Origin of the sequence: Rhizobium sp. NXC24 (assembly GCF_002944315.1) — a bacterium.
Taxonomy (GTDB): Bacteria; Pseudomonadota; Alphaproteobacteria; order Rhizobiales; family Rhizobiaceae; genus Rhizobium.
Map to the genome: position 1 here is coordinate 119,902 of NZ_CP024313.1, position 16,117 is coordinate 136,018.

General features: G+C 54.9%; 13 protein-coding genes. 8 read left to right on the top strand and 5 right to left on the bottom strand.

Translation table 11 applies throughout. The features are described 5' to 3' along the window. Positions 1 to 158 precede the first annotated feature (158 nt). Positions 159 to 611 carry an SgcJ/EcaC family oxidoreductase gene (locus NXC24_RS22300; protein ID WP_104825637.1) on the bottom strand — a complete coding sequence of 151 codons (453 nt, stop codon included), beginning with the start codon at positions 609 to 611 and terminating at the stop codon, positions 159 to 161. 384 nt (positions 612 to 995) lie between these two features. Here NXC24_RS22300 and NXC24_RS22305 point away from each other — a divergent pair, with 384 nt between their 5' ends. The 3 genes from NXC24_RS22305 (at position 996) to NXC24_RS22320 (ending at position 4,811) form a co-directional block, all read left to right on the top strand. Beyond that, positions 996 to 1,823, top strand: a complete 828-nt coding sequence (locus tag NXC24_RS22305; RefSeq protein WP_104825638.1) for a calcium-binding protein — start codon at positions 996 to 998, stop codon at positions 1,821 to 1,823. 806 nt (positions 1,824 to 2,629) lie between these two features. Further along, positions 2,630 to 3,568, top strand: coding sequence for a LysR family transcriptional regulator (locus tag NXC24_RS22315; RefSeq protein ID WP_104825639.1), 939 nt, complete (start codon positions 2,630 to 2,632; stop codon positions 3,566 to 3,568). Positions 3,569 to 3,776: 208 nt separating this feature from the next. Beyond that, the gene (locus NXC24_RS22320) at positions 3,777 to 4,811 is read left to right on the top strand and encodes an AraC family transcriptional regulator (RefSeq protein ID WP_104825640.1); all 1,035 of its coding nucleotides are present in this window, start codon (positions 3,777 to 3,779) and stop codon (positions 4,809 to 4,811) included. 341 nt (positions 4,812 to 5,152) lie between these two features. On the opposite strand, the gene NXC24_RS22325 is transcribed toward NXC24_RS22320, so the two are convergent. Then, entirely contained in the window at positions 5,153 to 5,740 is a 588-nt protein-coding gene (locus NXC24_RS22325) for a NodA family N-acyltransferase (RefSeq protein ID WP_104825641.1), read from the bottom strand. Between the two features lie 1,043 nt (positions 5,741 to 6,783). After that, the gene (locus NXC24_RS22335; RefSeq protein ID WP_104825642.1) at positions 6,784 to 7,002 is read right to left on the bottom strand and encodes a hypothetical protein; all 219 of its coding nucleotides are present in this window, start codon (positions 7,000 to 7,002) and stop codon (positions 6,784 to 6,786) included. 451 nt (positions 7,003 to 7,453) lie between these two features. Between NXC24_RS22335 and NXC24_RS22345 the strand changes: the two genes are divergently transcribed. The 5 genes from NXC24_RS22345 (at position 7,454) to NXC24_RS22365 (ending at position 13,338) form a co-directional block, all read left to right on the top strand. Next, positions 7,454 to 8,044 (top strand): NodA family N-acyltransferase, encoded by a 591-nt coding sequence (locus NXC24_RS22345; RefSeq protein ID WP_104825644.1) that lies wholly within the window; start codon positions 7,454 to 7,456, stop codon positions 8,042 to 8,044. A 173-nt stretch (positions 8,045 to 8,217) separates the two neighbouring features. Further along, entirely contained in the window at positions 8,218 to 10,143 is a 1,926-nt protein-coding gene (locus tag NXC24_RS22350) for an acyltransferase family protein (RefSeq protein ID WP_104825645.1), read from the top strand. Between the two features lie 95 nt (positions 10,144 to 10,238). After that, a complete protein-coding gene (locus tag NXC24_RS22355) occupies positions 10,239 to 10,520 on the top strand; it encodes an acyl carrier protein (protein WP_104825646.1) in 282 nt (93 codons plus the stop codon). Then, complete coding sequence (locus NXC24_RS22360) at positions 10,521 to 11,729, top strand: beta-ketoacyl-[acyl-carrier-protein] synthase family protein (RefSeq protein WP_104825647.1); 1,209 nt, start codon at positions 10,521 to 10,523, stop codon at positions 11,727 to 11,729. 169 nt (positions 11,730 to 11,898) lie between these two features. Beyond that, on the top strand, positions 11,899 to 13,338 hold the full coding sequence (locus NXC24_RS22365) for an amino acid permease (protein ID WP_104825648.1): 1,440 nt from the start codon (positions 11,899 to 11,901) through the stop codon (positions 13,336 to 13,338). A 373-nt stretch (positions 13,339 to 13,711) separates the two neighbouring features. Here the strand turns inward: NXC24_RS22365 and NXC24_RS22370 are convergent, their stop codons facing one another. After that, complete coding sequence (locus NXC24_RS22370; protein ID WP_104825649.1) at positions 13,712 to 15,253, bottom strand: SulP family inorganic anion transporter; 1,542 nt, start codon at positions 15,251 to 15,253, stop codon at positions 13,712 to 13,714. Between the two features lie 4 nt (positions 15,254 to 15,257). Then, positions 15,258 to 15,950 (bottom strand): carbonic anhydrase, encoded by a 693-nt coding sequence (locus tag NXC24_RS22375; RefSeq protein WP_104825650.1) that lies wholly within the window; start codon positions 15,948 to 15,950, stop codon positions 15,258 to 15,260. Positions 15,951 to 16,117 lie beyond the last annotated feature (167 nt).

Below are 16,117 nucleotides of genomic sequence, written 5' to 3' on the forward strand. Positions count from 1 at the left end.
TGTCGACGGGGCAGCCGCGAGCCGCATTTTTCAAAGATCACCGGGCATGGACCTTCATGCCCTGGCCGTCGATTTCAAGCTCGGGTTCTGGGTTGGCGTGATGGGCTCATCGCAAGCGGGACCCTGGCATTTCGCCAGCACGCGTGCTGGCGCCATCCCTATGTCTCGGGCATCGCGGAGGAGTGATGGGTTGTAATCATCCATTTTCCGTCCATGAACTCATAGGTGTAGGTGTAACGCGCGGGAAATTTGGTGCCATCGGCGAATGAAAATGTATAAATGCCGCTGTCGGTTGCCATATTACATCCGATCCTTATCACGCGCAGATTGATCGTTCCTTTCGGCCGCTTTTTCAGAAAGTGGTCGAAATAAGCGGCGCGCTCTTCGTGTGTCAGGCGCGGCGTGTTCGATAGCGTCGGCAGCAGGATCGCGCTTTCCGCATAGTTCGCGGCGACTTTTTCGGAATCGAGCGTTCTGAGCGACGCATTCCAGCGATCGAACAATTCAGCTACCTGATGCTCGGTGATCGGTGCGCAGTTTACCGTGCCAGCGACGGCTTGCTGCAAAGATAAAGTGGAAAGTACCGCCGCGGCGGCAAGTGTAAGACGCATGCTTCATCTCCAGTTTTAATTGCACGATCAGGTTCTCGGCAGGGCTTCTCCTGACTGCTTTTGATTGTTTTCAGCGTCACCCGTGTGCCGTTGATTTTCGCCAATCCCAATGACCCGCCTGATGCAGCACCGCCATCAATTCGTAAAATCCATTGTTTGAATGTTACGCATTCATGCGATCTATAACACCGCGGACCTCCTGAAGACGCTATCGAGCGGTGAGCGCTTCATGACAGGTCGCGGCGTTCGAGAACAAAGTGCACAGCTATCCATCGGTGACATGGATGCAACCGATCGAAACAATCAATTATGCCCAATGTCCGATTTAGAAATAGGTAGGCGTCACGCGGCGTTTTGGAGCGCTGCAAACGAAGGAGTATTTGCATGGAAAAATTTTTCCGTGGTAGCGAAAATGCCGAAACCATTCTTGGCAGCAATGGAGAGGATGTGATCATTGATCATGGGGGCAACGACTGGATCGACTCTCGATCTGGCAATGACCGGGTTTTCGGTGGCGAGGGCAACGACCGGATCTTAGGAGGCGCTGGCAATGATCAGGTCTATGGCGAAGACGGCAACGACTATCTTTCCGGCGACAACGGCCGTGATAAACCGCCGATTTTCGGTGAGGACAACGACTATCTCTCCGGTGGAACCGGCGATGATGTTCTCTTCGTCGGTGATGGTAGGGATTGGCTGAAAGGGGGCGAGGGGCGCGACACGTTCGTCTTCCAGTTCCACAATCCTCAGCCTGGGGACCACAATCCGATGCCAGGGTTTTTTCCGACACAGGGGCCAGACCCGGACATCTCCACCATCCTCGATTTCGACCCGGCACAGGATACTTTCGCCTTCGATGCGATGGACCTTTACAACGACGGCTTCGGCGCGAATTTCATCAATCACGCGAGCGTTCAGTCGGGCTCCCCGGTGGACACCTTCTATAGCGGCAAGGCCTCGGGTGCGAACGGCGCGCACGTCGTGGTGATCACTGATCGGAGTTTCGCCGATGGCTCTGCCGCTGCACGTGCGATTTCAGGCGAGGCTGCCGGGGATATCCTCGTCTATCACGACAATAAGACGCACACCGCAAATCTGGCCTATGTCACCTCGGAAAACAGCGTCGATGCATTGGTTCACCTGGCTGGTGTGCAGACTGTCGTTGATCTTGCCAATATGCATCTGACAGGGTGGGACTTCACATTCGTCTGATAGGATGATTTGCCGCGAAGCTTTGCCCCTTATCAGGTGCACGGTTTTGCCTTGTCCGGGAGGTTGGCGATTGCACTCAAGCAACCCAGTATGGTTTTTCGTGCCCGGCACTGCGATTATTGATTCCTCAAGCGAGTTCTGAAGACCGCAGGGTTCTTCCCACATGTTCGCGGAGTGCAAATGGACTTTGCAAAATGGTGACGGCCCGAAAGGAAGAGCAAGCCAATTCAGCTTTTCTTTAAACAATTGACAATTTAGCGACGATCAGCGCCCCGGGCGTCCGTTTGTTGCGGCGCGATTTTGCTGGAGCGCACGCCGAACTCGACAGGGCAGACACGTCCCAGTCAGGAGCCCCGGGACGCCTGGATCCATTTTGAAGCACGGTGTCGACATGTCTTCCAGCAGCTCGTTCGTAGCCGCGTTCCAGGCAAGTCCGCCCCCTGGGTTAACGATGTGCCAGTTCGCTCCCGTCACTGTCGAACATCTGACTCGCGTGCAGTTGGACGTTGAAATCATTTGCGACACCATCAAAGTGCCCGTCAGGTCATGACCGGAGGAAGCCAAAATCAACATTCCGAAGACTGTGAAACGCGCAACGGCAGGCGGTAGCCATAATGTCCAAAATGTCAGGTTACCTACAATCAAAACTGGTCAATTCAATTACAAGATATCCGGATTACGCACCGAATGGCCTTTGCGATGCTGATTGATCTTGCTTTGAAAGGTCACGACATCAGATCTGCCCCCAAACATCGGAACACTACTGTTCTTTTCAACCCTCACGATAATTCTGGGGCTAAATTGGTATGCGTTTCAAGGGTCTTGATCTTAATCTTCTCGTCGCATTGGACGCTTTGATGACAGAACGTAACGTTTCGGCAGCGGCGCGCAGCATCAATCTCAGTCAGCCTGCAATGAGCGCCGCTGTCCGCCGGCTGCGCGACTATTTTGGCGATGATCTGTTTACGATGCAGAACCGAAAACTTATTCTGACGCCACGTGCGGAAAGCCTCGCCTCCGCGGTCCGAGAGACACTACAGCACATTCAACTCAACATTATTTCTGCCGATAGCTTCGCATTAGACGAACCGGAGCGGCACTTTACGATCGCGCTTTGTGATTTCATGACGACAGTGTTCTTCCGGAAAATCATAAAGCGCCTGGCAAGGGAAGCTCCCGCAGTCAGTTTCGAGTTAATTCCGCTCCCAGACAACCCGGACCAGCTTCTGCGACGGGGCAAAGCCGATTTTCTGATTCTTCCGGAATTGTTCATGTCAAGCGCACATCCCAGAGCGAAGCTGTTCGACGAAAAGCTCGTGTCCGTCGGCTGTACGACGAATACGAAACTATGTCGTCAACTTACGGTCAGAGACTATATGTCGATGGGGCATGTCACAGCTAAGTCTGGGGTTGGCCAACAGCAATCGCTTGAGGACTTTTATCTATCGGAACGAGGCGTCAAAAGGCGCGTCGAAGTCGCCGTTCAGAGCTTTGGGATGGTGCCGGCAGCGCTGTTGGGCACCGACAGGCTCGCAATTCTACCTCTGCGGCTGGTGAAGCATCTCGCACCATCTATGCCCTTGCGAATTGTGGAAAGTCCAATACCTCTTCCGGCGTTCACCGAGGCAATCCAGTGGCCAGCCTCCCATGAAAACGATCCGGCAAGCACCTGGATGCGTGAGATAATTCTGCAGGAGGCGTGCCGCATAGCAAGGCCTTCGATGTGTCGCGAACGTGACACTTAGGAGAGAGAAATGAAGCTGAACGTCTTCGAGTGGGGTGCTGCCCACAAGATTGCTGAGCGGATCGGGCCCGGTACGACGCGAGGCGTGGATGGACTTCCCTAAGGCCTCACGGCCGTATGAGCCGAAATCGTAGCCGCGGCGGCTAAGCGCAAATTAAGGCTCTCAAAGAGTGTAGTATCCCAATTGCAACCACGAACAGGCATATCGGATGTCGCATAGCAGCAACCCACATTTGACATTTAAGCGTGGTGGATCGTCATTTGATGGCATGATCGAAACACTCGGTACTGCTTTTGGCGAATATAAAGCCGCGCTTGTCAGCCCTGTAGATGATTTCCAATGGAGGCTGGATTTTTCGAGCTGCGACTATGCCACTGTGATCAAAGGTTTTCATCAACACGAGTTTGAGTTTCAGATTCAGCCTACCATCAACGCCGTGCAGCATTTGTCGATTGTGCTACCGCGTAGCGGAGGCATGGGAGTAACCTACGGCTCACGTGAAGCCACCGCTCGACACGGTAAGTTGCTCCTATATAACAATCTTGAGCCAGAGAGCGTCGTGATGTACGGCCGAGCAAACCTCATCGACGAACTTTTGCTCGACTGGAATTTGATTTTGCAGACGCTCGATCAAACCTTCGAGACGCCATTCAGTGGATCATTGGACCTTCTGCCGGAATTGGAAATGTCGACGTCGGCCGGTCAGATGATCGGCTCTCTTGCGGAGACCGTCATTCGTGGGTTGCGCGATCCTTCGGTTCGATCCCCAATCGCAATGGCACACGTCACGCAAGCTTTGGCCGACCTGATCGTGCGCCTTGTCCCGCACAAGCTTTCCCACCTGCTCGACAGGAAGCCCTACATGATAGCGCCCAGACATGTCCGGCGCGCGATTGAATTTATGGAAGCCAATATCAGCCAGCCGATCAGAATGCCGATGGTCGCGAAGGCTGCTGGGGTGTCGACCCGCGCATTGCAACTCGGCTTCCGTGCTTTCCGGGAGACCACGCCGGCCGCTTATTTGGCGATGCTTCGTTTGCGGGCGGCGCGGGTGGATTTACTTGATCCGGCGAACGGGCACACAACGAGAGAAATTTGCTTGAAATGGGGATTTCTTCACTTCGGACGGTTCTCGGCGATGTACAAGGCAAACTACGGTGAAAGTCCTTCTCATACGAGAAAGCGTATCAGAGGTATGCAGCCCCGCTCTCGCAGGCAACAACAAACTGTTGGGGGCAATTGATTCGGGCGATCTGTGCTCGATCGCTTCGGTAAAATAGCCGAACTCGTTGTTGATCATAAACGCGCGAACCGAAACCTGATGCCGCACGTGTCAAATCATGTCTGGTCGAGCGCCTAATTGTGGGATCGGTGCGCAGCTAGGCATTAGCTTCTCGTCGTTGAGTTCGCGCAAGGCGGAATTGCATGGACCGAGGTGAGAAGAAGTGCTGTCATTTGAGTGGCCGTAATGGCTTACGATGATGGCCATCCACAGCTGTTTAGTATTCCATCGCATTCAATAGACACATGCGCTGGCCAATCCCGTCAGCGCATGCTCGGTGCACGTCGTAAAGGCTTGGTGCGTCATAGCTTCGCCCCATTTCGAGTGATCGTCGTGCCAGCGGGCCAATCGGCCAGCGGCCGTCCAGCTGGTACAATGAGGACGAGCGGTTGATCGATGCTCGTGGACGGTTTGTCGAGGTGCGCCTCCGGGAGGGTGGACCACACACGAATCCCCGACAAGAGCGTTACCGGGCCGTGATGCCCAAATCCGTCAATATGATTGCGCGATGCGGGCGGGACTGTGCCGAAACCGAATGAAACACCGAGATCCTGCAGTACGGGCCTAACGCGCATTGAATGGCCGATCCCTAGCCCCTCAAGATCGGGACGAACGCCATATAGTCCGAGCTCTGCCACTAGCAGTTCGGTTGTACCAACCCGTATGAAGCGGCGTAGCACTCCCAGATGAGCGGCGATACCCTTAGCGTCATAGCCGATGAAGCGAAGCTCGGGTCTCGCGCCGGCCCAGCTTCGACTGCCCTCGAATGGTTTTGCATTAAAGGCCCCGGTTGGCCCATAGGTCGTCCGAAAGAATTTGGCGAGTTCGACATGATCGGCAAGCTCCAGATCGCTTTCCCAGCATAGTCTCCACCGCATTTGAGAGTGCATGCAAAGATCTCCTTCGCCTAGGTTTTTTCGGGCGCAACCTTTCTCAAGCGAGGCATCAGTTGCATGTTCAGACGCCTCTCAGGCGACTGCAAGACTCGTCGACAAAGACGAGATGGCATTTCGGTCCTCGGGCTCTCAGGTGATAAGCTTGCAATTCTTAGAGCATGCTTTTGAAACTCGTAATTTTGCATATGTAATCGACAGTTGGGATGCTTATCGGATCGATAGTTAATGCCTCCCTTTGCCAGGTTCGTAAAATTGATTGTTCGGATGCCATTCATTCATTCGGTGGATATACCGGCTTTTGAGGCCGTCTTACGTGAAAGGACGACACACATTCACCTCAATTTTGGATGGCAAGAAGGCCATGGCAGTTGAGGATACCGGAGTAGCGCCGATTGACAAAGATAGTTCGCAATATCGAACGCAGGAACGTCCTGTATTCTTTTCTGGATCGTTGAGCGCTTCACGGAAGGAAAGCGCACCATTCAACCATTTCATAAGCCTCCCACGCCAACCGCAGCGGAGAACTGCGGTGCAGTCGGATTGAAGCACAAGGGCAGGCAAACCTTGAGATATTTGCATTGCTCCGCCATATTTTCGCGAACAGGATTCCTCCCGTGCCGATTGTCTGATATAGACCAGGCGCCCTGTCGCTGGCGCACCAATGCCACCCGCGTCAGCGCACCCGCCCTGTCATTGCTTGCCACGTGGTAATGACAGGGCAACCTCATCGATCGAGAGCAGGGATGCAGGGGGCAATTCCAGTCCGCCGACCCAGCAGCAATCGGTGTCTATGGGATCAACCACGCCACAGCCGGCGAATGCCAGAGTGAATCATGGACTGCGCCGCCAGCCGTATGTCGCTTTTGATCCCATTGCTCGGCCCGTCTTGTGCTGCCGACGAAAGCTCATCCCGGGACAACAGAACCAAACCTGCGGCGTTCTTAATCAGCGTTGCCGAAGATAATTGGTGAAGGCAGCACATGTTCGCACCAGGTGTCTCCGGAGGCGAATTGCTAAGCCTTCAAACGTTGCGTAACCTAGTCTGGCGCGCCTTCAAGGAGGCCGTCATAGACTTGCATGAGCGCGTTGGTGATAGCCTGTCCGAGTGCATTGCCCGCCTCTCGGACTGCGTCTTCCGTTCCATCACGCGCCGCTTTGGCCAGATCAAAACCCTGTTCGCCGACAATCTGCTTGGCAACCTCAATCGCCCAGATGCCAAAGTCACCCCGGTTATCAATCCTAATGCTTTCGTCCATTCTTCGTCCCGTACCCTTATGCAGAAGCGCTTTTACACGTCCATTCGCGAAATTGCCAGCACTGCTGGCCAATCGCCATCAACGACTATGGTGCTTCGAATAATTGTGAAGCGCATTGAGTTCAACAACGGTTTTAGTCGCACTTAGCGGATGGAACCCATCCATCGCTTGAATGCACTACATCCAAATAATCGATTTTACGAATTGAGCGGTATGATCCATTAAAGCAGTATCGTTTGATCGCTATCAAATATTTGACGGCTATCGCAAGCGGTTCGCGAATGGACAGGTATTTGGTTGCAAAGCCCAACAGTAAGGAACCCAGCGCCAAGAGCGACCCTATGGGGGTGAGGGCTAAAGTGCGCGCCAGCGAATGTTTTTAGGCGCCCTCAACCCGGTGACTTTCATCGCATAGCTGCTTCAAAAAACACTCGGAAGAGGAGATCTTTGCATGCACTCTCAAATGCGGTGGAGACTATGCTGGGAAAGCGATCTGGAGCTTGCCGATCATGTCGAACTCGCCAAATTCTTTCGGACGACCTATGGGCCAACCGGGGCCTTTAATGCAAAACCATTCGAGGGCAGTCGAAGCTGGGCCGGCGCGAGACCCGAGCTTCGCCTCATCGGTTATGACGCTGACGGGATCGCGGCTCATCTGGGAGTGCTACGTCGCTTCATTAAGATTGACGGAATCGACTTGCCGGTGGCTGAGTTGGGATTGTACGGGATACGCACCGATCTTGAAAGACTCGGAGTCAGCCACTCAATCCGAGCCATGCTTCCAACACTCCAGGATCTCGCCGTTCCGTTTGCGTTCGGCACGGTTCGACCGGAGTTGCAAAGACATATCGAGAGGTTCGGCCGTTACGGTCCTGTGACGGTTTTTTCGCACGTTCGCGTGCGCTCCACCTTACAAGAGCCGCGTCTCGATAAGCCGCCGACACGTATCGATGACGCACTTGTCGTCGTTCTGCCGATTGCACGATCAATGTCCGATTGGCCTTCTGGTTCGATGATCGATCGTAATGGACCGGAGCTATGACGCGCCCGGCTTACCAATGCGCCGTATACGTCGGGTGGCTAGGCAACACCGCGCTCATGGTCAACTTCAGAGTTGATCCAGCCCGGGCTTGCTTGGGAAGCCTAACTAAAAAGCCACCCGGCCGCCAAACCATCGCGAATCCGATTGATTGAGAATTACATCAGGTCCCTCCAATGCCGCGTGAATTTCGAACTGATATCCAAGCGTTGCGTGGCTTGGCTGTTTTGCTGGTCGTCCTCTATCATGCACGTATTGGGCCGTTTACAGCTGGCTATCTTGGCGTTGACGTTTTTTTTGTAATTTCCGGCTTTTTGATCACCAAGCTAGTCCGGACGCAGCTTGAGCAATCGTGCTTCAGCTTTTCAGAGTTTTATTACCGACGTGCGAAGCGTCTGTTGCCGGCGGCCTACATCGTCATTGCGCTTACGACGGTCGCCGCGCCATTTTTTCTCTCGGACGTTGGGCTGCAGGAGTTCCGCAATCAGGTCATAGGGTCCCTCACATTTTCCAGTAACATCGTTCTTTGGTTCCAAGTGGACTATTTCGGGCCGGCCGCCGAAACGATGCCCCTCCTGCATTTCTGGTCGCTCTCCGTCGAAGAACAGTACTACCTGCTGCTGCCACTCTTTTTGGCTTTGGCGCCGAGGAGATGGTGGCTCATCGGAATAGCGGCGTTCCTTGTCGCTAGCCTGGCGCTATGTTTTTATCTGGTCGCCCGGAATCCATCTGCTGTGTTTTATCTTCTGCCGACCCGATCTTGGGAAATGGCCATTGGTTCACTTGGCGCATTGCTTCCCACGAAGCCTGTAGTGTCTGCCGCGCTTGTGAAGTTACGCTTCCCAGCACTCGCGCTTCTACTCCTTGCCCCGATGGGTTTCGCTCATCCAGTCGTGGATGCCGCTTTGATTTGCTTGGCAACTCTGACTCTCCTGCTTGCGCCCACCCGTGACAACTTGGTCGTGCGAGGCGTGGCGAGGATTGGTGACATCTCTTACTCGCTTTATTTGATCCACTGGCCCGTGCTTGTCTATGTCAGAGCTGTTTGGCTGGCGGAGCCTCCGGCGCTTGCGATCTATGCGGCCATTGCTTTCTCATTAATTGGAAGCTGGGCGCTTTACTCGTTCGTGGAGGAGCCATTCCGCCGGGGATATGTCATGTCTCGTCTCAGGCTGGTCTCAGGATTGGCGGCCGCATCGGTCCTCCTCGCCTTCTCGCCCTCTGTTGCCATTGCCACAACCGAGAACAAGTTTGATTTTGCCACCATCCGGCGGATCAACTACGGTCTCGCTAGAGCGTGTGATTTCAAACCGGGTCCGCCTCCTCTGGACATCCCCAAGAGCTGCCAGACCACAACCAGACCAGAATTGCTGGTCTGGGGCGATTCATTTGCCATGGCGCTGGTTCCCGGCTTAGCCAAGACAATCGGCGAAAGCGGACTAGCTCAGCTCACAATGAGTGGATGCTTCCCCGCCATCGGCGTTGCTGCGGTTTCGAAGGAGTTAGCCTCACCCTTTTCTCGTGCGTTCGGCAGGGATTGTATTGACTTCAATGACCGTGTTTTGGCCGTTTTGAAAAATCGGCCGGAGATCAGTACGGTGGCTATTTCAAGCCCATTCGATACGCTGGTATCGAATGAATTTATGGTGCTGAAGAGGAGCGGTGAGACTTTCACCGATACCGAGGTCTCGCAGTTGATAACCGTTGAGGGGATTAAGGCCCTCGTCGACGGTGTTCGCGCGTTGGGGAAGCGCGTGGTTGTGGTTGCTCCTCCGCCAGTCGGAAACTTCGACATTGGCGATTGCCTTGAGAGGAAGGCGAGGGGGAGCATTATGCTTGGGCGCTACAGCGACTGCAAAATAGACGTCAGTGAATACCGTCGCAGACGCGCCCGTACCCTCGAGCTATTAAACGAAGTGGCGCTGACGGCCGACGTAGAAGTCGTTTCCTACTACGACTTTCTCTGCGACGGCACAACATGCAAAACCGAAATTGACGGCAAATTCCTTTACCGAGATAGCGGCCACCTTTCCTATGAAGGATCTGAGATCATCGCTCGCCAGACCAATCTTGCTGAGAGGCTAATCAGGGGCGCTCGCTAGAGCATATTTGGCCAATGCACTCTTTCCATTTCGAGGGAAGGGGCACGCTCCCTAGTGCCACCTGTGCGTCTAAACAAAAATCGATAGGAGACAATATGCCAGATCAAATCGCAGATAACGTCATCGCCATGATCAAGAAGAACGCCGCTGCGTATGGCACCGACAGGGATCCCTCCTTGAGCGACGACGAAGTAACGACTGAGACTGAGCTGACCTCGCTCGGTATCGATTCGATAACACTGGCGGATATCCTTTGGGATCTAGAGCAAGCCTATGACATCGGTATCGAGTTTAACACCGCCGAAGCTTGGGCAAATCTTAAAAGTGTCGGCGATCTTATTGAAGCGGTTCGCGCTTTGATAGCAAGGGAGGCTTGAATGGACAGGCGCGTCGTTATCACCGGAATTGGGGGCCTGTGCGGGCTCGGAACCAATCACGCCTCCATCTGGGAAGCAATGCGCGAAGGGCGTTCAGCTATCGGCCCAATCGCCAATTCAGAACTTCACGAGTTGAAGGGCGTAATCGGCGCCGAGATCAAGACGCTACCGGAGCATGGCCTAAATTCGAAGCAGTCCAATTCGATGGACCGCTTCAGCTTGCTTGCCGTGATTGCTGCACGCGAAGCCGCAAGACATGCCGAACTCTCCATTGACGACGGAAACACCTGTCGCATCGGCGCGGCAGTAGGTGTCGGCGTCTGCGGATGGGAAGCGATCGAAGCAAACTATCGTGCTCTTCTTTTAGATGGCGCTCGCCGGGCTGCCATCCTTACTGCACCCAAGGTTATGCCAAGTGCTGCCTCCGCTCAGGTCAGCATGAGCCTTGGCTTGCGCGGTCCGGTTTTCGGCGTTACGTCCGCCTGTGCCTCGGCCAATCATGCCATCGCTTCGGCGGTGGATCAGATTAGACTTGGCCGCGCCGACGTCATGCTGGCCGGCGGCAGCGACGCCCCGCTCGTGTGGGGCGTGCTGAAGTCATGGGAAGCGCTGCGTATACTTGCACCCGATACCTGCCGACCCTTCTCCGCCGACAGAAGAGGCGTGGTATTAGGCGAGGGTGCGGCCATGGCGGTACTGGAAAGCTATCAGCATGCCACACGGCGCGGTGCCACAATTCTTGCCGAAATCGCCGGCGCTGGTCTTTCCGCCGATGCATTCGACATCGTTGCGCCTGCCGTAGAAGGGCCGGTGGCCGCGATGCGAGCCTGCCTTTCTGATGCTGAGTTGAATGCTGAGGACGTGGATTATGTAAATGCGCATGGCACTGGTACCAGAGCCAACGATCAGATCGAAACTGAAGCGATCAAACGCGTCTTCCGGCATCATGCCCATTCGATGTCTGTCTCTTCAACCAAATCCGTGCACGCACATTGCCTCGGCGCGTCGAGCGCGCTCGAGATGATCGCCTGTGTGATGGCTCTGCGCGAGGGCGTCGTGCCCCCCACAGCCAATTACCGCGAGCCGGATCCCGCTTGCGACCTCGACTTTACTCCCAATGTGTCGCGCGAGCGGAAGGTACACGTAGCGCTGAGCAACGCCTTCGCCATGGGTGGCACGAATGCCGTTGTGGCATTCAAGCGGGTATAACCACGCGTTTTCTCGGCTGACCTGTCGATGATGCCGTGCTGAACGTCGGGTCTTCGTCGTCTGGCGCGAGCTGTGCCAGTGGCTAGCTGACTTGGATGATGTTGTCTGCTGGAGCCGTGAGGTTTGGCCGATCAGCAGCGCGTCGATCGTGAATGACGAGAGGTACTCAATGAATGTAGCACCACGGAACTCCGTAGATTCTCATCGAAAAGAGGATGTGCATCTTGCACGTCATCTTTCCAACCGGCACCTCCAGCTTATAGCCATCGGAGGCGCAATTGGAACCGGTCTTTTCATGGGATCGGGAAAGACCATTTCGCTCGCCGGGCCTTCGATCTTGCTGGTCTATGCGATCATTGGCTTCATGCTTTTCTTCGTCATGCGTGCGCTCGGAGAAATTCTGCTATCCAATCTGGACTATCGTTCGTTTGCGGATTTCGCCGGGGATTATCTCGGCCCCTGGGCGCAGTTTTTTACCGGCTGGACGTACTGGCTCTCCTGGATTGTGACCGGGGTGGCCGACGTCGTCGCCGTGTCCAGCTACGTGTCATTTTGGCTTCCAGATCTGGCGCTCTGGATACCGGCGCTTGGTCTCATATTCACGCTTCTCGCCCTTAACCTACCGACCGTACGCAATTTCGGTGAAATCGAATTCTGGTTTGCGCTCATCAAGATCGTCACCATTTTGTCGCTTATTGTTACCGGTGCTTACATGCTTTCCACAGGCTTCACACTGCCCGATCGAAGCACGGCATCCGTCTCGCATCTATGGCTGTATGGCGGCTTCTTTCCAAATGGCTTCCACGGCTTCGTTGCTGGTTTCCAAATTGCTGTGTTTGCCTTTGCAGGTATCGAACTCGTTGGAATGACCGCGGCAGAGACCAAAGACGCGGCCCGCAACCTGCCGAAGGCAATCAACTCGATTCCGGTCCGTGTGGCACTCTTTTATCTCGGTGCCCTGTTCGTCATCCTTACGGTCATCCCATGGAATCAACTCGATCCGAACTCGAGCCCGTTTGTCGCTATGTTTTCGCTTGCCGGCCTAGGTATTGCCGCCCATATGGTGAATTTCGTCGTGCTGACCTCGGCAACATCAAGTGCCAACTCAGGCATCTATTCGACATCGCGCATGGTCTACGGACTTGCGACCCTCCGGCTGGCGCCGGGCCTATTCGGCAGGTTAAACCGAAGGAAAGTGCCGGAAAATGCACTGTTCTTCTCGTGCGTCTTTCTGCTGGCGGGCATCGGACTGCTTTATTCCGGCGATAATGTCATCGAGGTTTTCACAATCGTCACGACCGTTTCTGCAGTGCTTATCATCTTTATTTGGTCGATCATCCTTGCATCTTACATTCAATATCGCCGCAAGCGGCCTGACTTGCACGAAAAATCCACCTTCAAACTGCCTGGCGGACGAGCGGCTGTCGCGATGGTCTTCAGTTTCTTCACCTTCATCCTGTGGGCCCTTGCGCAGAAGCCGGACACGGCTATCGCCTTGAAGGTTACGCCGCTGTGGTTCGTATTGCTCGCAATCGCCTACCAGATAGTTAAAAAGGCACGACGCTCACGATTGCCCGTCAAGGGCGTAAATGATCCCGATCAAATATGATGAAGAGTTCCCGCCGAATAAGATGCTGCGAGACGCCAGTGCGCCACTCTGCCGATGCTTCATGGATCCGACACAACGTTCCTGATTCGTATTGGCGAGTTTGTGGGAAGAACCACGAATTGTCAGAAACACCACACGGCCGGCGGCCAATCAAGCACTGGAGCTGTTCCTTCGCAATCTTGTAAAGGCTCTCAAACGGACCATGAGCCGACCTAAGCAATGCGAAGTGCAGCACGTCAGCGGACAGACCTAAAAAATCTCAGGAGGAACATGCAAGGCTCCCTAATATAATTTGCGAGGCGATTGATCACCAGCAGCAGGAGCGGATGGCCGAGAATGTCTTCGCCCATCCGCTGCTCAGCACACCCTGCACTTACCCTGTCGGTTCGGCGGTCTCGGCGGTCAATCGCTTGAAGATAGGCACCAACCGCGGATGACGGCCGGCGGGTGGATGCTGAATATCGACCGTGCGACCTACATTTTTCTGCCGCTTAAGCCAATCGCGTAAGGTCTCTGCGCAGGTATGGTCGACATAGTGCAAATCGCTGCTGGCGATCCGGACTGTGCAACCAGCTGGAAGCGATTCCAAAGTATTAAGGAGCGCTGGAACATCCCTGCAAGTCGCAACGCCGCCAAGCGTCAGATGAACCGTCTCAGCATCTTCCATTCGATCGATAGCAAGCTTGCGGCGCAGATAAGGAAGGACCTCGAAAATCGAGAGCGTCAAACCTAGTGTAACGCCAACGAGCAAGTCTTGCAGTACGACCATGGTAACGGTAGCAATCCAGATGCCCACGGGAGCCCAGCCATGATGATCGAAGAGATCGCGCACGTGATGAAGGCTGATCAGCCGCCAGCCGGTCACGAGCAGTATTGCGGCCAAGGCCGTCAGCGGCACCATGGAAAGCAATTGCGGCAGCAACACCGTAAGGCCAAGAATCCAGACGCCATGCAGCACAGCCGATGCCCGTGTGCGCGCCCCGGCTTGGATATTTGCCGAGGAGCGTACGATAACACCAGTGATCGGTAGACCACCGAGCAGTCCGCAGAACCCATTGCCAATACCTTGTGCAAAAAGTTCCTTGTTGAAGCGTGTGCTGGCGCCGTCATGCATTCGGTCGACAGCCGCAGACGACAGCAATGATTCCGCACTGGCGATGACCGCAATCACCAGGGTTGTGACGACGATTCCAGGCTGAGCCATATTCGCGAAACTTTCCACCGTCGGCAATGAAATGCTGGTTGCTAGAGATGCTGGAACGTCGACCCGGGCAATCGGTAGCCGCAATGCAGCCGTTAATGTAGTTCCGATGGCAACGCCTACCAGCGCACCCGGGACCAGCTTCAGCCGCTTGGGCCCGAATTTTTCCCAGCCGATCATCGCGAGCAAGGAAATCAGACCTACAAGCAGATCGACGGATTCGCTCGTCAAACCGCCCCCCCAAAGATGGCCGAATGTTCGTTCCATCGCCACGACGTTTTCAATGCCTCCCGCAGCCGGTTTGGCCCCCATCAGAACGTGTATTTGTCCGAGAATGATCAGGATGCCGATACCGGCTAGCATACCGTGAACGACAGCGGGCGAGATTGCCCGAAACCATGATCCGATCTTCAGGAAGGCGGCAATGACCTGCAAAAGCCCGGCAACGATCAGGACCGGCCCGAGCATGGCCACTCCATATTGTTCGACAAAGCCGAAGACGATGACCGCCAGACCAGCGGCAGGGCCCGATACTTGCAGGGGCGAACCCGCCAGCAAGCCCACCACAATGCCGCCGATGATGCCTGATATCAGGCCCATGGCAACAGGAACGCCAGAGGCAACTGCAATTCCAAGGCAAAGCGGGATAGCAACGAAAAAGACGACAAGCGACGAGGCGAAATCGCGTGAAAAAGCGAAGCTGTTATTGGTCATGGCACTACTCCGCTGCAACTGCGGCTACGACTTGCGGCCGATCGCGACCGGTAACGGCGACCGGTAAGGGCCCGTCCTCGCATATCTTTGTGAAGCGAGCGGCCGACCCGTCGTAAACCTCCACCTCCCCCGTTTCGATATCGAAAAACCACCCGTGCAGCGTTATGTCATTGGTCGCAAGTTTGGCTGCGACGGAAGGATGTGTGCGCAGGTGGTCAAGCTGAACAATGACGTTCTCCATAGCGATAGCGCGGACCTTTTGACGTTCGGAAAGGTCGGCCGGATAGGCTTGGCAAACGATCGAATGCGCAGCGTATCCATGTTTCAGCCAAGCGGCGACGTTCGGCATGGATTTTAGCAATTCGGGACGGCAGAGCCCTTTCATCGCGCCACAATCGGAATGGCCACAAACGATGATGTCTCGAACCGCGAGAGCTACGACGGCATATTCTATTGCTGACGAAACGCCACCGTTTGCGGTCGAAAATGGTGGAACAATATTTCCGGCATTGCGGCATACGAACAGCTCACCTGGTCCTGACTGGGTAATGGTTTCGGGCAGGACTCGACTGTCGGCGCACGAAATCATCAAGGCGTGCGGCTGCTGACCCTCTTGCGCGAGCTTGCGGTAAAGTGCCTGGTAGTTCGGGAACACGGCACCGCGGAAATTCGAGATTCCTTTTAGTAGATCACCCATAGCAAGTCCTCATTGTGGGGGTGGATGGAAGCAGGGCGCGCGCCTGCCTCGGCGGAAATCATTTCGCAACTGCGAGATGGAAGTGTGATAGGCAAAGAGCATGCCAAGACTTGATTCGCGCCATTCTAAAGCGCAATGAGATGGGCGTACTCCGCGAATAAATCGCG